Genomic DNA, 15,945 nt, shown 5'->3' with positions numbered 1-15,945 from the left:
TCGCACGGCCGGGGCTTCCTTATGGCCCCATCCATACCGAAACGGCATCGAACAGGAGAGTTTCATAGACTATCGGTATAACCCCAGCACACGGGGGGCACCGAGGGGGCCACATGGGAGAGAAACCACTGTGCGGAGTCCATGGGGCGGCGTGCCCCGGAACTCCGCATCACGCAGCATCGCGGCGGGCTCGCCTGCGCGCGGAGATCGACAAGATCCAGCGCCGACGGGACGGGAGCGCCGCTGAGATCTTCGCTGCCGCCCGCGATGCGGTGAACCTATGGTCGTCCACCCCGTGCCACCCGGAGACCGCGCAGGAGCGGGCCTATCGGCAGCGCGCCAAGGACAACTGGGATGACCGTGACCGCGAGGTTAACCAGTTGCGGGCCGCGGGGTTCATGTCGGCCGAGCAGCCGGCCACCCGCGACGAACTGATCCCTGAGCTGCTGGCGCCGCTCCCGCGTAGGGGGTGGTGACTGTGGCTGTTCTCGAAGAACTCACCGTAAAGATCGACGCTGACCTGCGCGATTTCACCCGGCAGATGAAGCGCGCTACCCGCGATGTCGACAAGATGCTGCGCGGGCTGGAGAGCACCTCCCGCCGAGCGGGCCGATCCGCGGGGGATGGGTTCACCTCCGGGTTCGGTACCACGACGCAGCGCGGTATGGGGCGCGCCATCACCGGCGCCGAGAAGAAACTCCGCGGCAGCCGGGACCGGTTCGCCACCGTCGGGCGTGTCTCTGGGCAGAGTTTCACCTCGGGGTTCGAGCGCTCCACCGTGCAGGCGATGGGTGAGACCGGGCGCCGAGCCGGGGACCGGTTCTCCCGCGGGGTCAACGCGGGCACCGCTGCCGCCGCCACCGGGTTCTCCCGCGTGCAGAACCAAGCCGGACAGACCGAGGGAGCCGTGGCCGGCGTGGGCACCTCATTCCGGGACATGGCCACCGTCGCCACCGGGGCGCTTGCGGCGATCGGAATCGGCCGGTTCGCCGCGGCCGTGGGTGGGCTGACCACCAGCATCCAGGACACCACCGCCGCCCTGTCGGGCATGTACGGCGACGCCCGTCTAGCCGAACGCACCGTCAACGACATCAACGATGCGTTTCGCACCGCCACCATCGGCACCGAAGTGTTCCACGACGCCGCCCTTGAGCTGGGCTATCTCGGGGTGCAGGGCGACGACACCGTCGAGATCCTGGAGAACATCAACACCAGCATCGGGCATTTGAGTAACGGTCCCGGTCGGGTGAACTCGATCACCTCGGCGTTGGCGAAGGCGCAGGGGCAGGGCAACGCGTTCAACGGCGAACTGAACATGATCTCCGAGGCCGGGTTCCCCATTCTGGAGGAGCTGGCCGCGCACCTGGACACCACCACCGGCGAGATCAAAACGATGGCCTCTGAGGGCCAGATCTCCTACGAAGACCTACTCGCGGTGCTGGGCGATCCCACCGAGGAGGCGTTCGGCCGCGCCCAACGGGCCGCGGAGGAGACGGAGAAGACCTTCACGGGCGAGTTCAACGCTGCCAAGAACAACGTGACCCTGGCCGCGGCGGAGATGGTGTCCCCGTTCCTCGACGACCTCGCCCCCGCCGTAGGCAAGGTGGGTGAGCGCGCGGTGGAGGTGTTCTCTGAGGACATCCCCCGCATCGTGTCCAACGCGAAGGACACCCTGGAGTCCACCGGGGCTGACGAGGTGTTCACGGACATTTCCTCGGCCATGTGGAGTATCACCAACAACGCCACCCCCGCCCTCGAAGGCGCCATTGAGGGGTCCGTGGAGGTGTGGTCGACGCTCGGCGGGGAGCTGGGCCCGGTGGCCGATTCTCTTGAGGGCATCGGCGACTGGATGGGCGACAACGAGTCCACCGTGGAGGACTTCGGGGCCAACCTCGCTGTGCTCACCGCGGGGTTCTACGCGCTGCGCACCGCCATCCGGCTGTCCTCGAAAGCAATGCGGGCCAGCCCCTGGGGATGGGCCATCGTCGGCATATCCACGTTGACGACCTACCTGCAAGATGGCGAAGACGGCGTCAAATCGTTCAAAGAAGTCTGGGACGACCTCGTAGACGGGTTGGGCGGAGGGTTCCTGGAATCCTTCAACATCAACGATCAACTGTTCGGTGAGGGCGCAGACTACGAGGACCGTCGGAAGGCCATCAAGGACATTGTGGATTCCTTGGTGGAGGGTATCGCCGCGCCATTCGAATGGCTTGGCCGGAAAACCTCCGAGATCATGGGCGGAATCGTTCAGGGCATCGCCGACGGGTTCCAGTGGCTCTACGACACCCTGGTCGGTGAGTCCATCGTTCCGGAGATGGTGGACGAGATTCTTGGCGAGTTCGACCGGCTCGGGTTGAGCGGTGTCCTGCGGTTCATGAACATGTTTGCCTACCCCATCGTCCGGGCTTCCGAGTGGCTGTATAACACCCTGGTGGGGGAGTCGATCTTCCCGGATTTGCGTCGTGACATCCTCGCGGAGTTCATGTCGCTGGGAATGGGAGCCATCGCCCCGTGGGACAACATCAAGAACTGGGTGTCGGAGCGCGCCATCCAGTTGAGGAATGCAGTTGTCGGCACGATTAGCGATCTAGCTACCGGCGTCAAGAACGGTTTTCGTGACGCGGTTGAGGGCGCTCAGCAGTGGTGGAGTCGGCTGCCTGCGGTTGCTCGTGAACCCGTCGCCCATGTTGTTAACGGTGTTTACAACGAGGGTATTGTTCCGGTCTGGAATTTCGTCGCGGGCAAGGTCACCGGCCTATCAACGCTGGATGAGCACGCGTTCCAAACCGGCGGCATGGTGGACCTGCGCGGCGGCGCCGCCCTAGATGGCTACTCCGCCACTGACGACACGCTGGCCATGGTGCGCTCCGGTGAAGGGGTGCTTGTCCCGCGGGCGGTTGATGCTCTCGGTGGGCAGTCCTTCATTGATGCTGCTAACAGTGGTGATGGACGGGGGGCGGCTCGGATCGCCGGTATGGAGGGGTTCGACAAGGGCGGCATCATCTCCCGAGCGAAATCGTTCCTGGCCAAGGGCAAGAATCATTTCACCGACGGGGTGATGGAGGCCGCGAACTCCACGTTCGATCCCATCCTGGACGGGGTCCGTAACCGGTTCGGCGCCGGGGATGGGTTCTCCGGTGCGGGCTACCACATGTCCAAGGAATGGATCGGCCGCATCAAGGACGTCATCCGGGAACACAAGTCCACCTTGGAGGGTGGCGACGGGATGGCCGTCGTCAAAGAGGCCCGCAAGAACTTGGGAATGCCCGACGCACCCAATAAGTTCTCCCGGCGGTTCATGGGTGGCCGGTACCCCTGGTGCGGGGCTTTCGTCGGCGGGAACTTCCAGGACGCCAACGCCTTCGACGCGTTGGACAAGGTCGCCAACGTCAAGGCGGTGCGGTCCTACCGCAGCCTGTCCAAGGTGTCCCTGGGCAATGCGAAACCGGGCGATCTGCCCTTGTACCGGGGCGATGACGGCCACATCAACATTTTGGAAGACCCGGAGACCGGCACCACCCTCGGCGGAAATGAGTCGCGCACGTCGGGGCGGTCGCACGGCTACGCCCGACAAGCGTCCTCCATCCGCCGCCCGGAGTTCGCCGCTGGGGGGATGGTGGATGCCCGCCAGGTCCGCCAGGCCGGCGGGTTGGGGGAGCTGGCGCGTATCGCCCACCAGGACCAGAAGGAGTCCCCGAACCCGCACTCCGATATCACCGAGATGCGCGACGTGTTCGCTGAACCCAAGACGTTCGACTCCGGGGGCTATCTGGACCCAGGCTGGACCCTGGCCTACAACGGCACCGGGGAGCGGGAGCCCGTCAACGCCGAGCCAATCCGCATCGTGATCGACCTTGAGGGGGGCGACGCGGAACTGCGCCGCCGGGTCCGCAAGATCACCCGCATCGAGGGCGGCGGAAACGTCCAGGTCGCATTCGGCAAGGAAGGCCGCTAGTGAGCAATCGTGTAAACGGAACCCCGCGCACCGCCCAGCAGCGCCAGAACGCCGCTGCCGGGTGCGCCGTGGCGTGGCTGATCGCCCTCGCCGTAGCGGTGTGCACGACATCCGTGGCCGCCTGGGTGGCCGTATGGGCGTGGACCAGCATCGCCGGCATGCTCACCGGGTAAGCGGTTCACCCGCCGTCGACGACCTCAACCGTCCAATCACAGGTGGACATGACCGCCAGGTGCACCTCGTCGCCGCCCTCATGCTGCGGGGTGGAGTCCTCACCCTCTGAGCCGAGTTCGTTCACGACCGGCATGGGCCCAAAGTCATCGCCGTAGTCCACCTCGACGACGAAGTTCCCCTTGATGCCCAGTTCGGAACAGTCGTAGGTGTAGTCGAGCCGCCAACTGTCGCTCACGGTGAACTTCTCACTGTTCTTGTTGCCGCTGCCCTGGAGTTCTAGCACCGTGGTCGGTTCGGCGGGGGCGTCCCTGGTGTCCTCGACATTGGTTGCGCAGCCGGCGAGGGCGAACACGGCCGCGGCGAGAGCGGGGATGCGCAAGGGGCACTCCTCCAGTAGGGGAATGGGGGCACCCTAAGCCGGCGAGGGGGTGTTACTGGCGGGTTCTGGCCGGGTGCGGGCACCCTCCCCGCAGCCTGCTTGTACTAGCACAAAAGCGGGTATGTCATACACTGCTGGTATGCCCCGGAAGGGCCGAAACGGCACCACCAGGGCGACACCGCCGAAACGGCGAACCAACCCCGAAACGGGGACGACGTGGCCGAGCAGCCCGAAACGGGACGAGCGGCTACATAACCGAACACGACAGACGTTTTCTGATGCCCGGTCACCCCGGGGGGAGGAACGATTCGTTCCCCCGGCTCTCGCTGGGCTGCCGCGGCGCCGCCGCGATGACTGGCGCATGCTCCCAGGCGTGTCCGCCTGCGCTGAGCGCGCTCTCTAGACCCCTCGCATACGGGCCGTCCGTGCGCCCGGAATGTCCGACTCCTAGGTTCCGATAACTGAACATTATCGGTAGCCAGAGGTTCGGCTCCGTGGCCGGTGTGGGTCATATGCACCCCGAGGTCAATATGATCCCGGCACCCTCGCCCGCGGTTTCCATCCACTGGACGGACGGAATCCCTGACCCCTTCGCCCGCACGGATCACACGGGGGAACGATTCGTTCCCCCCTCGGTGACCAGCCCGACCGCGCCCGCCCGGCTCGCCAAGGGTGCGCAGAATCTGCGTACCCTTCTCGCCCTCGCCCGTTCCTCCAGCACTGGAGGAACGGGACATCACCCTCACCCGAACGGGGCGGACGTCGAGGTGATTGAGGTCCTTAAAGGACTCCAATTCCTCGCCCGCACGGGCCGGACGTCGGACTGGTTCAACTGTCCGGCGCCGGACAGTCGCCACCCTCGCCCGCACGCTCGGGACAGCCCAAGGGGTACCCACATTGCGGGTACCCCCGCCCGCACGGTGCGCGCTAAGGGTCCTCGCTAGTGAGGCCCCGTTGCCACCAAGGATCGGAGCTATCTCCGACCCTCTGACCCCGCCAGCCCGGGGCGCTACTGAGGAGAAGGGGTACGGACCAGCGTGTACCCCTGGCGGCTCCCCACGCGGACCGACCGGGCCAACTGTGGCCGTCTGGGCCACGGTTGCCACCTCGCCCGCACGGGGCGGACTCCAGGTCAGAGGCAATACCCCGATCCAGGGTATTGAGCTGAGAGTGACGAACGGGGCGTCATGGGCAGTTACCTCCCAGCCGGCGGCAACCCTGGCGACCCCGGGCCACGTGCGATGGGCAGTTGTGGCCGAGACTGCCACAACTGAGCCTGGCCCCCACGCACGGGGCGACGCTCCCGGGAACCGTTGGGCAGAGGCCAATGGACGCCACCCTCGCCCGCACGGGGCGGACCGTTACGGCTGTGGAAACTTGCGTTCGCGGTAGGCGCGCTGACGACAGGCCGGAGAGCAGTGCCGGCGATCAGCCCGGCCCTTCGTCTCTCCGCCGCACCCCACACAGGCAGCAGCGGTCCGCTGCCCCACACCCCGGCCCTTGCTCGCGCGGACCGTACAGGCCCGCGAGCAGGTCACGGCTGTCAGTCTGGGGTGGGAGCCGCGGACCACGATGCGGGCGCACCCGGCGCAGGGCGTCGGCGCGGTGGGCTCACCGGTGCCGTAGAGGCCAAAGATCACGGCGTCGCCGAGCTGGTAGCTCGCTCCACCCGGGCGCCAGCAGGTCTGGCACAGCAGGTTGAGCCGCTGGTGAGTGCGGCGCTTGCCGGGGCGGTGCCCTTCGATGCGGTAGAGGACTTGGTCGGGTGGGACTGTGGCCCCACACCCGTCGCACGTTTCCATAGCCGTAACGGTACCGTCCCCCTCGCCCGCACGGGGCGGACCCTTCCTCGCACGCAAAGAGGGGCCCCACCGCACCCGCGGCAGGACCCCACGTGCGCCCGGTGGGAAGAGCAAGGACGGACCCGGGCGCCACCACGCACCCGGGGACTGGCCACACCCGAGCGCGCGGACATCTCACCCCATACGGCACAACGGGTACAGCACGAACGGCTCCCCGTCCTCAGGGACGACCTGTAGCCCGTCCGGGTCCTGGCGAGCACAGCCGCCCTGCATCAGCCGGACCAACCCCAGCGGCTCCGCAACGACGATGTCACCGAACTCTCGAGTCCAATAGACACCCTCGTTCTCGGCCATCCGTGCGGCCCTGGCAGGCGAGCCCGCGTTTCCGTAGAACAAGTACCCCGTGGGCGTGTGGTCGGTAGCCATGCTGACCAGGCTGGCGGAGCAGACAGCGGTTAATGTTCCAATCGGTGGAACATTCCTGCTCAGAGCAACTCCGAGGTCAGGCAATCCGCATACGCGACTGGATTCCTCGCAACGGCTCGGGGATCGTGCGTCGCACGTCCACCAGGTGGCCAATGACGACCCGTGCTGAGGGGTGATATCGGGTCATTTGTGGCGCCACACGCTCGGCTTCCAGCAGTCGCCTCAGCGCTGTGTCATGGTCGCCGGTCTCGTTGTACACCCGCGCCATGTCGATCTCATGATGGGCCCGACGCTCGGGGGGTAGCCCGGTCATCGTGGTGTCAATGGTCCGATCACGCTTTACCGCCTGATCGAAGTCGCGCAGCTCCACCGCCACGGCCGCGCCGTGCAAGGCAACGTTGGCCCGGTTGAACTGCAGCGCGTAGAAGTCGGGCGCCTGCTTAGGCATGTGGCGAGCCACCTCCACAGCTTGCGCGTAGTGCTCCCAGGCTGCCGAGGGCTCGTCAGCGCGCGCGGACAGAATCGCGGCACGAAGGCGAAGCGCACCCGCAACCGCGCGTCCAGCATCGGTGTCGGTGTCCATCCCCTCACCAGCGCGCTGAACGAGCCGCAACCCTTGGGGCCAGGCGCCGAACGTCAGCAGCAGCAGCGCACGGGAGAGCTGAGCCAACCGGGGCAGGTTCGGATCGTCGGAACGACGCGCCGACTCGCCAGCGGACCGGATAGCGCCCGCTGCCAAGTCGTTGTACCCCAACCGGCGCGCCAGGGCCGCGGCCAACGCCTCGGCCGCGTTCAACAGGGTCCAAGCGCGCGGCGTACCGGAATCAGCGGCGTGCACGGCAAGCTCGTCAAGCACAGCCGGAAGTCGGGCGCCGACCTGGACATGCCGGGCCGCTTTGGAGAGCCTGCGTAGCCGCTCCACCTCTTCGGCGAGCGTGTCCAGCTCGCGGGGTGGCGCTTCCAGCTCCCCGGGGATGTCCACGGTTTCCAGTGCACGCCGGACTTCGGGGATTGTGGCGTGTACCTGGTCATCAGAGGCGGTCTCGCCCCGGTAGGGCTGTCCCGTCAATTCGGTGGGATCGACGGCGAGCACCGAGGCTACGGTGGCGATGAACGAGGGGGTGGCTACCTTATGTCCGGCCTCAACCTGCGCCACGTGCGAGCGGGAGTACCGGGCGCGTTCGGCAAGGCCGTGCTGTGTGAGGGCGCGGCGCTTACGGGCTCGGGAGACTCGTGTTCCGATGGTGTCGTCATAGGTAGGCTCGGGCATGAGAGAGGCTCCGTCCTCTGGCTAGGTCGCACTCGCCAGCTTAGGGCGGAGCCTCGTTCATGTCAGGGCAACCGGGCCCCGCACGAACAACGGCCCCCGCAGGAACCGCGAAGGCCGTCGTGGTGTTCGGCTACTAGATGTCCCGCCAGACGACAAGGTCCTCACCAAGCTCCCGGGCGGCCATCGCGAGGATGTCCTCAGGAAGTTCCTTCGCCGCCTCGTCCAAGGTGTCGTGGTCGTTGAGCTGAGCGGGCCACCGGTCGTTGCAGTGCGCGGTGTACACCGCGATCCGGCCGCGCTTGGTCTGAGCTACCCCCCAATAGGCGCCGGCGTCATACCCGTCTTCGCCAGTGCGGGTGTCGTCCCGGTCGGGCTCGACGAGCCACCGACCGATGAAACCGAAGGTGAAGGGCGGATTGTCGACCTCCACGGTGATCTCTCCCATGCTGTCAGTGGCGCTGTCAGTGCTCTTGAGCTGCTGGGAACGGTCGAGCGCCTGGCGAAGTGCCCGCTGACAGACCTCGGAGACGGGCATCTGGATAGCCCGCACCTGCTCAGCGAGTACGTCGGGGACAGAGATGTTCATGCGCATGACTCCTCCGGCGATCCACATGGTTTGTGTATTCGTGTGTAACGATACACAACGCGTGTGTACTTGGCAATCGGAAGCTTCATCGCCACAACGAACGGCCCCTCAGCACGCGCTGAGAGGCCGTTTCCGGGGTCTGCCACCGAAGGTCGAAACCCGATATCACCCCAGGTCACACCATGGTTTTGCCGATACCGGGGTCGAAACCGGTTTCGAGGCGAGACGAAACCACCACCCTGGGGCGAAACCGCCTACTCGATCTCCTCAGCGCCGCCGTGAGGCTCGGGAAGATCGGCGAACTTGACCCCCTTCGCGCCGCCGCAGCACTCCCGGATGGTGAACTGGTGCGTGGCCACCTTGTGCGGCTTGAGCGCGTTCGTGAGCATCGTGGACCGGGCGACCTTGACCCGCTCCCTCTCCTCCGGGCTCATCTCCTCTAGCGGCCGGTCGGTGTCCAACCACGTCCCGTACAGGTCGCCGCGGTAGGCGGCCAGGGCCTCGACGAGCCGGTGTGAGTGCACCGTCTTCGTCCCCTCAGGCCACACCGCGCGCAGGTGATCCACGATCGTGGACGCGTCCTCGTGTACGACTTCCTCGCCGGCCGCCTCACCGGACAGTGTGCCGGCGGCGATGCGCAGCGCCAGGGCGCGCTTGCCGATCGTCTCGGCTTCGGTCTGCAGGATGAACGCTGAGCGCACCGTGGACCAGTCCCGCTGCTTGGCGAGGATCCCGGTACCGACCTCCTTCGCGGAGATGGTGTTCGCCCGCAACCCGCGGGCGTAGGCCCCGGTGCCCAGGACGTTGTTGTTGGCCCGCCAGTCCATCACCGCCAGACAGAACCGGGTGCCCGCGTTGCGCGACACCGAGGGCGGCAGGCTCTTCGCGTCCGGGTCCTGGGTGAGCAACACCAGGATGATCCCGTAGGCGCGGGCCTTCTTGATCAGCCGAGTGCACAGCTCCTCGGCCTCTTTGCCGTACTCCTCGTGGGTGAACAGCTCCTGGGCCTCGTCGACAATGACCACCATGGGGTCGAGGTCCTGTTCCGGGTACTTCTCGGCCAGCTCACGCGACGTCCGCCGCCCGTCGGGCACCTCGGCCACCGGCAACCCCTGGATGAACTTCTTACGGCGCCGCTGCTCGGCCACAGCCGAACGCAGCCCCTGCACGGTGGCCTCAACGTCCTCGTCGTCGTCACCGGACACGTAGCGGTGGCACACCGGCCGCACCGACCCCAAGTCACCGCTGCCTTTGAGTTCGTAGACCCACAGCTTCGCGGTGGGATCCAACGCCACACCCAGAGCCACCGCCAGGGCCGCACTGGTCTTCCCCGACCCGGGGATGCCCCCCACCAGCAGATTGCTGTACATCAGGGTGATGTCGACCTGGTTGCCCCGCGGATCCCACCCCAGCGGGATCGGCGCGAACACGTCAGCCTGCCCCTGGTGCATCAGCGGCCAGATACGGCGCGGCTCCTTCGCCGGGTCACGCTTGGCCACCCACAGCTCCAGCCGCCCAGGGTGGGCATCGGGGGCGGTGGCCGGCCACACAGTGGACACCGGGCGCCGCATCGCCCCGGCCAGCTCGTCGCGCTTCTCCATGATGGTCTCGGCTTTGGTGCCACGCGGCAGGTCGAGTTCGGCCTTCCAACCGGGCCCGTCCACCTGGATCGGGTTCACGAAGTCCGGCTTGCCCTTGATCCCGATCGCCTCCAACGCGCTCGTGACCTCCTCAGAATCCAGAGGACGTTGGAGCTGGACGGACACATAGCGGGTGATGATCGGATGGTCCTCAACCTTGCCGGCCAGACCGAGCAGCGCCAGGACCGCGGCCGTCCCGGTGGCGATCGCCCACGGCGGCAGTGTCAACGCGGCCACGACCACCACGGCCGCAGTGGGAACCGCTACTACGGCCGAAGTGACCCGGCGGGGCCGCACCCGCCGGGAGTGCTCCCGGGACAGGGTGAGCCACGCCTGGATGTCCCCGCTGGCCGCGGCCTTGGTCTCGACGGGGCGGGCCTCGACGTCGGAGATCCACCGGGCCCATCGGGACAGTAGGCGGTGTGTGCCGCGCGGGCTGCGTCCCATGAGCCGGAGCAGGTAGATCGGCGCCCGGGTGGCGTGGAACGCGCAGGCGTGGGCGTAGTAGTGGACCGCGAACGTCGACAATTCGGTGAACTCGTCGCGGTGACGCAGATAGGACGGCACCACCGGGGGCGCCTCGGCCAGCATGGCGCGGCGCCGTTCCATCCAGGTTCCCTCGTCGGCGCGTACCGCGGGCGTGTCTACCGGGCGTTGTCCCGGGGCTTCCTCGACGAGTTCGGCCTCGACGATGGGCCCCTCAACCTCGGCCGCCGGGCTGTCCGGTTCCGGGGTGGCCTGCTCCTGCTCGACGGCCGGGCCCTGCTCGGACATCTCGGACGTGTCCTGCTTCTCGTGCCCGGCCGGGCGGGGGAACCGGACGACGTTCCCACCGATGACGACTTCGTTCGGCTCTGACATTCTGGTTCTGCTCCGTTCAGGGAGTAGCGGCCCGCCCGAGGATTGGTAGCCAGGGGCGGGCCGCGCCATCTATCGGTCGGTCAGCCCAGCCCGGCGCAACCGGGCACGGGCGTTCAGGGCAGCGCGACCATCGGACGGGGGCCGCGCAGTGAACACCACCCGGCCCGACGGGGACCGCCAGGCCAGGTGTCCGCCGCGGCGCGGGGTGATGGTCCACCCGGCCGCGCGTGCCTTGCGGGCGAGCCTGCGCAGATCCCGAGGGACCTTCACCGGTTCCACCAGGACGCCCGCTTCGAGGCATCGTTCACGGCCTTGTTGAGCCGGTAGTACTCGTCGTCGGCCTGGTGGTTGCCCGCCTTCTTCTGCTTCTCGGCGTGCTCGTCCAGCTTGGCCTTGGCCTGCTTGAACTCGGCGTTGGCCTGCTTGCGCTCTTCCTTGCTCATGGTGTGCTCCTTCCTGGGGTGGCCGGCGGTGTGCCGTCCCCCCGACACCCGGACCGACAGGCCGGGTGTCAGAGGCACGACAGACGGGCTCAGCTCTCACCCCGAAGGGCGGTCCGGTGCCGCTGAACGGTGCGTTCGGTCAGGTCCAACGCCTCGGCCACGTCCCGGTTTGTCGCCCCCGGGTGATACACGAGGTATTCGGCGACACGGCGCCGGTTGTCCTCCCCCAACAGGCGTTGCGCTTCGGCCGCAGGAACAGCCCGCTCAGTGGGCTCCTCCCGGTCGGTCTGTCGGGGGGGTGACAGACACTCCGACCTGTGGTTTGTCGTGGCATCAGGGGCGGTGTGGGCGGCCCCTGCCGGGCCTGTGTCGTCCCCGGGTGACAGACGGGGTGCCACCCCTCCTTCTGGGGGGTCCTGGCGGTCGGCGAGGAACTGTTCCACCTCGCCCACCCACGACGCGGTGTCGGGCTGCGTGTCGGGGGTGACAGACGGGGGCGACACACGAGGCACGATCGGCAGCCGGGCCCGGGGCCCCGCGTCAACCCACCCCGACACCCGGCCCGGTGCGACCGGCGCGGCCCGCGGGGTGAACACGTCCTCTCCCATGGCGGTCTCGCGTAGCTCCGCCTCGTCAGTGGAGTCCACACGCCCCATCGACTTCTCCACTGCGACCGAGAGCGTGTCCGTGGCCAGGAACGCGGCCACCGCCCACGCCGCGGCACCCAGGGAACACGCGGCTCCCACCAGTCCGGCCCCGGCGGTGGACAACCCCACCGACACGGCCAACGGGCCACCGATCAGGGCCCACAGGGTGTGTGAGCGCCACCCGGTTGGGGCCGCGCCCGTCACGGTGGACAACCGGCCCCGGAGGAGGATCATGGAGGTGGCGAGGATCGTCAGTCCGGACTCGACCACCCACCCCAACCCGGCCGAAGCTGACGGGTAGGCACTGCCCAACCAGGCCACGATGGACAGGGCCGAACCCACGGAGCACACCACTGAGGCGGCCAGGCACCCGGCCAGGTAGCGGGTACGGGTGCGGGTCAGCGCCAGCACCGCCCGTGCGGGGGACGCGGTCTCCCGGGCTGCGTCAACAGCCGCCAGGGCGCGCTCAGCGGCAGCGGCGCGGGAATCGCTCACCCGGCCGCGGCGGAGCGCCCGGCGGTGTTCGAGGTCGAGCTGGCGGCGCTGCTGGACGTTGCGCAACTGGTCGTGGTGGCCCCGGACCGCGGGGTTGGTGCGCGGGTCCGTCAGCGCCTGGTCGTTGATGGTGGCGAGGTCGGCCGCCTGCTTGGTCTGGTTGGCGACCTGGTCGACCACGCCCGGCTCGCGTGCGCGGCGGAACATCACCGTCCCCCTTGGGTCATGACGGATAGTTCGGTGTTGGTCAGCAGGTCCTCCACGGCGATGCCGTGGAACTCCGCGGCGTCCTGAATGGCGCCTTCGGCCAGGGCCAGCAGCGCGGCGAACAGCTCGTTGATGGCGCCCGCCTGGCCGGCGCGGTGGATGATGGCGTTGATTGCGTCGTCGTCGCCCTGGTGGGCGGCGCGCATAAGGGACAGCGCGGCTAGGATCTTGGTTTCTTGTTTGTGCTGATCAGCGTGGTCCATGATGGTCGTGTCTCCTCTTCGAGCCTTATGGGGAGAGCGGCCCGCCCGGACCTGGCGAGAAGGGCGGGCCGCACTTGTTGGTTATGGGCAGCCGGGTTGTCCGCCCCCGCTGCCGCATTTGATGTGGCCCTTGCCATTGCAGGTGCCGCACAGCACCGGGTGCCTTGTGTTCGACCACCCACGGCCGTTGCACCTCGTGCAATATGTGCAGTAGATGATGTGTAGCTGGAATCGCATCTCGGTTCCTTTCGGTCGCTGTCCTGCGGTCCCTGACCCGCCCCGCCACGACGGACCGGGGCGGGCGTAGGCACCGCAGGGGGTCAGCGGCAGGTGTGTTTGGCCAGCTCCGCCTCGGCGCGGGCGTCGGCGTCGAGCCCGAACACGCGCGTCCACCACCCGCACGCACAGGACCGGAACGCGGACTCGGGAACCTCACTCATGAGGCACCCCCTTCGGCGGACACCGGCAGGGTCGAGAGCAGGTCGGCCACCGTGGCGGCCACAAAGTCCAGGGCCAGCGCCGCACCGGCCAGCGGCAGCGACACCAACCGGAGCAGGAGCACGACCAGGGCCAGCAGCACGGCGGCCAACACCGGGGCGAACCCGGCGGTGCGGATCATGTGCGAGGTGGTCACCGGGCGCTCCTCTGCGGGAGTAGTTCGGTGGTGGGCACCCACCGGGCCGGATGTCCCTCGTAGTGGGATTCGGCGTACACCCACGGGTGGGACAGGGCGGGGTCGGTGTCGATGTCTCGCACCACCAGCGGCCCATGAAGGGGGTGGGTGACGTTTCGGCCGGGGGCGTACCAGCGACGCCGCACCCGGCCGTTGGCGAGTTCGTAGCGGGAGTGGAGAGCATCCAGGGCGGCCATGGTGGTGTTCCAGATCCACACGCCCACGACAACGATGAGGGCGAGCTGTGAGAAGCTGATTGTGAGCATCGGGTGTAGCCCTTCGGTGCGAGGGCGGGGCGTCTCTGACCAGGCGCCCCGCCCGCTTGTGTCACTGGTGGGTGTCGGGTTCCAGGGAGGTCCACACGAAGACGTCCACGCCGTTGACGAGGAAACGGGCTTCGGGGTAATCACCGTCGTGGCGCTGCCAGTCGACGCGGGCGCCGAACGCTTCCGCCCACGCCTGCAGACCGATGCAGCTCCCGCGGGGCAGCATCCCCTGCAGTTCGTGCGGTAGGACGCTGGAGATGGTCCACGACGCGGCGGGAAGGCCGGGTACGGCGAGCAGGGTCGCCAGGACCCGGATGGTGTGCTGCTGGGCTTGTGGGACGCTCAGGTCCGCGCGCTCGGTAGGCTCAGACATTGCGATTCCCTTTCGTGATGGTTGGGGGTCCGGGGCCCTGACCGGGCTGGCGTGCCTGGTCAGGGCCGTTTCTGTGTCAGTGCTGCTCCGCGTTCTCCGCGGTGGCGATGAACTGGGACAGGGCGTCGCGCAGCATCTGCGCCTCGGTGATGGTCAGGCGCACTTCGCCGCGGACATGCTCGGTGTCCACGCTCAGCCGCACCCGCGGGTCCCGGTCGAGTTCGTGCTGGGCGAGATACGCCTCAACCGTGGGCGGGATGAACGTCGCGTAGGGGCTGGGCAGGTGTCGGCCGGGCTCGGTGGACAGAACCACCTCGGTCATCGAGCCCGCCATGTGCTCAGCGTCCTCAACGCACGTGTCGGTGCCGTGGCCGTAGGCGCACCACACCGGGCAAGGGCGGGTCTGCCAGTAGGGGCGGCCTTCGTCGCCGCGGTAGTTGGTGACCGGATTCTGCGGGTTCGTCGGCTGGTTGGTGGCCGGCGGGGTGGCCAGGGTCGGCGTGGTTAGCTCGACGCGTGCGGCGGCGGGCGCCTGCTCGAAGTCGATGATGGTCACTTGGGTCTCCCCTCGTAGGTGTGGCTGGTGGCTGTTGCGGGTCAGGCGGCGGCCAGAACCGGCGCGTGCTGCTCCGGGGCGGCCGGGATGTCGTCGGCGATGGTGACGACCAGGGAGGGGCTGCACTGCTTCTGCGGAACCTCGCCCAGGCCGTGCGCCTTGAACAGCTCGCGGACGGCGTCGGCGTCGATGACCATCCGGTTGGACTCGACCCGCTCGACCGTCACGGCGCCGTGAGTGCCGTTGGGGACGCGCTTGAGAATCCGCTCCGCGCGCCGCTTCAACCGAGACGCGGCGTTGCCCTCGGTGCGGGCCTGCTCGTACTCGCGGGCCGCGGCCTCGATGTCGGCGACGTCGGGAACGTCGTTGGGGTCGATCTCGACCTCGACGGGGCGGCGCGTGGTCTGGGGGGTTTCTCCACCGGCGCGGCGCTGCCGGAGCTGGCGGGCGACCTCGGGGGCTTCGGCGATGTCGCGGGCGACGCGGGCGGCAACGGTGGCGAACCGGCTGATCAGGCTCATGTGGGCTCCTTCTGTGCGGCTAACGTCTATGGCTAGACTATAGCCATGCAATGGCCATACGGCAAGCCATATGACAGACTTTCCGTAGCCATAGAAGGAGGAACCGATGCCCCAACCACAGGGGAAGCCGCGCCGCTTCATCGCCCCAGACGACCTCTGGGAACGCTTCGAGGAAGCCGTGAGACGCGCCGACCCAGAAGCCGACCGCTCCAAAGTGCTGAGGACCTTCGTTCGCTGGTACGTGGGAGAGCCGGGCGCGAAGATTCCGGAGCGCCCCGATCCACCGCAGGGATAGTGAGCACCCGCGGCCCCGGACGTCGGCAGCACGCCGCGCCGGGGCCGCCTTATGGGACCGCGGGAAGTCGAGCGAAGATCGGTCAGGGAGCGTCTCACGTGCGTCTCACA

At 67.9% G+C, this 15,945-nt stretch carries 17 protein-coding genes; 4 read left to right on the top strand and 13 right to left on the bottom strand.

Annotated features, from left to right (window positions below; all coding sequences use genetic code 11):
- Nucleotides 1-113 precede the first annotated feature (113 nt).
- Genes F4561_RS10855 through F4561_RS10845 form a run of 3 tightly spaced genes read left to right on the top strand, consistent with a single transcriptional unit; the run spans nucleotide 114 to nucleotide 4,131 of the window.
- On the top strand, nucleotides 114-476 hold the full coding sequence (locus F4561_RS10855; protein WP_184577517.1) for a hypothetical protein: 363 nt from the start codon (nucleotides 114-116) through the stop codon (nucleotides 474-476).
- Between the two features lie 2 nt (nucleotides 477-478).
- Complete coding sequence (locus tag F4561_RS10850; RefSeq protein ID WP_184577514.1) at nucleotides 479-3,958, top strand: tape measure protein; 3,480 nt, start codon at nucleotides 479-481, stop codon at nucleotides 3,956-3,958.
- Nucleotides 3,958-4,131, top strand: coding sequence for a hypothetical protein (locus F4561_RS10845; RefSeq protein ID WP_184577511.1), 174 nt, complete (start codon nucleotides 3,958-3,960; stop codon nucleotides 4,129-4,131). Before F4561_RS10850 ends, F4561_RS10845 begins: the two co-directional genes overlap by 1 nt.
- A 5-nt stretch (nucleotides 4,132-4,136) precedes the next feature.
- Here the strand turns inward: F4561_RS10845 and F4561_RS10840 are convergent, their stop codons facing one another.
- From F4561_RS10840 to F4561_RS10780, 13 genes are all read right to left on the bottom strand, one after another.
- The gene (locus F4561_RS10840; RefSeq protein WP_184577508.1) at nucleotides 4,137-4,511 is read right to left on the bottom strand and encodes a hypothetical protein; all 375 of its coding nucleotides are present in this window, start codon (nucleotides 4,509-4,511) and stop codon (nucleotides 4,137-4,139) included.
- Nucleotides 4,512-6,487: 1,976 nt separating this feature from the next.
- Complete coding sequence (locus F4561_RS10835) at nucleotides 6,488-6,739, bottom strand: hypothetical protein (protein ID WP_184577505.1); 252 nt, start codon at nucleotides 6,737-6,739, stop codon at nucleotides 6,488-6,490.
- Nucleotides 6,740-6,815: 76 nt separating this feature from the next.
- Complete coding sequence (locus F4561_RS10830; RefSeq protein WP_184577502.1) at nucleotides 6,816-8,009, bottom strand: helix-turn-helix domain-containing protein; 1,194 nt, start codon at nucleotides 8,007-8,009, stop codon at nucleotides 6,816-6,818.
- A 133-nt stretch (nucleotides 8,010-8,142) separates the two neighbouring features.
- Nucleotides 8,143-8,595 (bottom strand): hypothetical protein, encoded by a 453-nt coding sequence (locus tag F4561_RS10825; protein ID WP_184577499.1) that lies wholly within the window; start codon nucleotides 8,593-8,595, stop codon nucleotides 8,143-8,145.
- Between the two features lie 254 nt (nucleotides 8,596-8,849).
- Nucleotides 8,850-11,096, bottom strand: a complete 2,247-nt coding sequence (locus F4561_RS10820; RefSeq protein WP_221445447.1) for an FtsK/SpoIIIE domain-containing protein — start codon at nucleotides 11,094-11,096, stop codon at nucleotides 8,850-8,852.
- A 266-nt stretch (nucleotides 11,097-11,362) separates the two neighbouring features.
- The gene (locus F4561_RS10815; RefSeq protein ID WP_184577497.1) at nucleotides 11,363-11,539 is read right to left on the bottom strand and encodes a hypothetical protein; all 177 of its coding nucleotides are present in this window, start codon (nucleotides 11,537-11,539) and stop codon (nucleotides 11,363-11,365) included.
- 89 nt (nucleotides 11,540-11,628) lie between these two features.
- Nucleotides 11,629-12,888, bottom strand: coding sequence for a helix-turn-helix domain-containing protein (locus F4561_RS10810; RefSeq protein WP_184577494.1), 1,260 nt, complete (start codon nucleotides 12,886-12,888; stop codon nucleotides 11,629-11,631).
- Nucleotides 12,888-13,151, bottom strand: a complete 264-nt coding sequence (locus F4561_RS10805) for a hypothetical protein (protein WP_184577491.1) — start codon at nucleotides 13,149-13,151, stop codon at nucleotides 12,888-12,890. Before F4561_RS10805 ends, F4561_RS10810 begins: the two co-directional genes overlap by 1 nt.
- Nucleotides 13,152-13,587: 436 nt before the next feature.
- Nucleotides 13,588-13,785: a hypothetical protein gene (locus F4561_RS10800; protein WP_184577488.1), complete on the bottom strand. Its 198-nt coding sequence runs from the start codon at nucleotides 13,783-13,785 to the stop codon at nucleotides 13,588-13,590.
- Entirely contained in the window at nucleotides 13,782-14,090 is a 309-nt protein-coding gene (locus F4561_RS10795; RefSeq protein WP_184577485.1) for a hypothetical protein, read from the bottom strand. Before F4561_RS10795 ends, F4561_RS10800 begins: the two co-directional genes overlap by 4 nt.
- Before the next feature lie 61 nt (nucleotides 14,091-14,151).
- On the bottom strand, nucleotides 14,152-14,463 hold the full coding sequence (locus tag F4561_RS10790) for a hypothetical protein (protein WP_184577482.1): 312 nt from the start codon (nucleotides 14,461-14,463) through the stop codon (nucleotides 14,152-14,154).
- Between the two features lie 76 nt (nucleotides 14,464-14,539).
- Nucleotides 14,540-15,019, bottom strand: coding sequence for a hypothetical protein (locus F4561_RS10785; protein WP_184577479.1), 480 nt, complete (start codon nucleotides 15,017-15,019; stop codon nucleotides 14,540-14,542).
- 41 nt (nucleotides 15,020-15,060) lie between these two features.
- Entirely contained in the window at nucleotides 15,061-15,540 is a 480-nt protein-coding gene (locus tag F4561_RS10780) for a hypothetical protein (protein ID WP_184577476.1), read from the bottom strand.
- A gap of 106 nt (nucleotides 15,541-15,646) precedes the next feature.
- Between F4561_RS10780 and F4561_RS10775 the strand changes: the two genes are divergently transcribed.
- On the top strand, nucleotides 15,647-15,835 hold the full coding sequence (locus F4561_RS10775) for a hypothetical protein (protein WP_184577473.1): 189 nt from the start codon (nucleotides 15,647-15,649) through the stop codon (nucleotides 15,833-15,835).
- Nucleotides 15,836-15,945 lie beyond the last annotated feature (110 nt).

This window comes from Lipingzhangella halophila (assembly GCF_014203805.1).
GTDB classification, from domain to species: Bacteria; Actinomycetota; Actinomycetes; order Streptosporangiales; family Streptosporangiaceae; genus Lipingzhangella; species Lipingzhangella halophila.
This window is presented reverse-complemented; position numbering and strand designations above follow the sequence as displayed.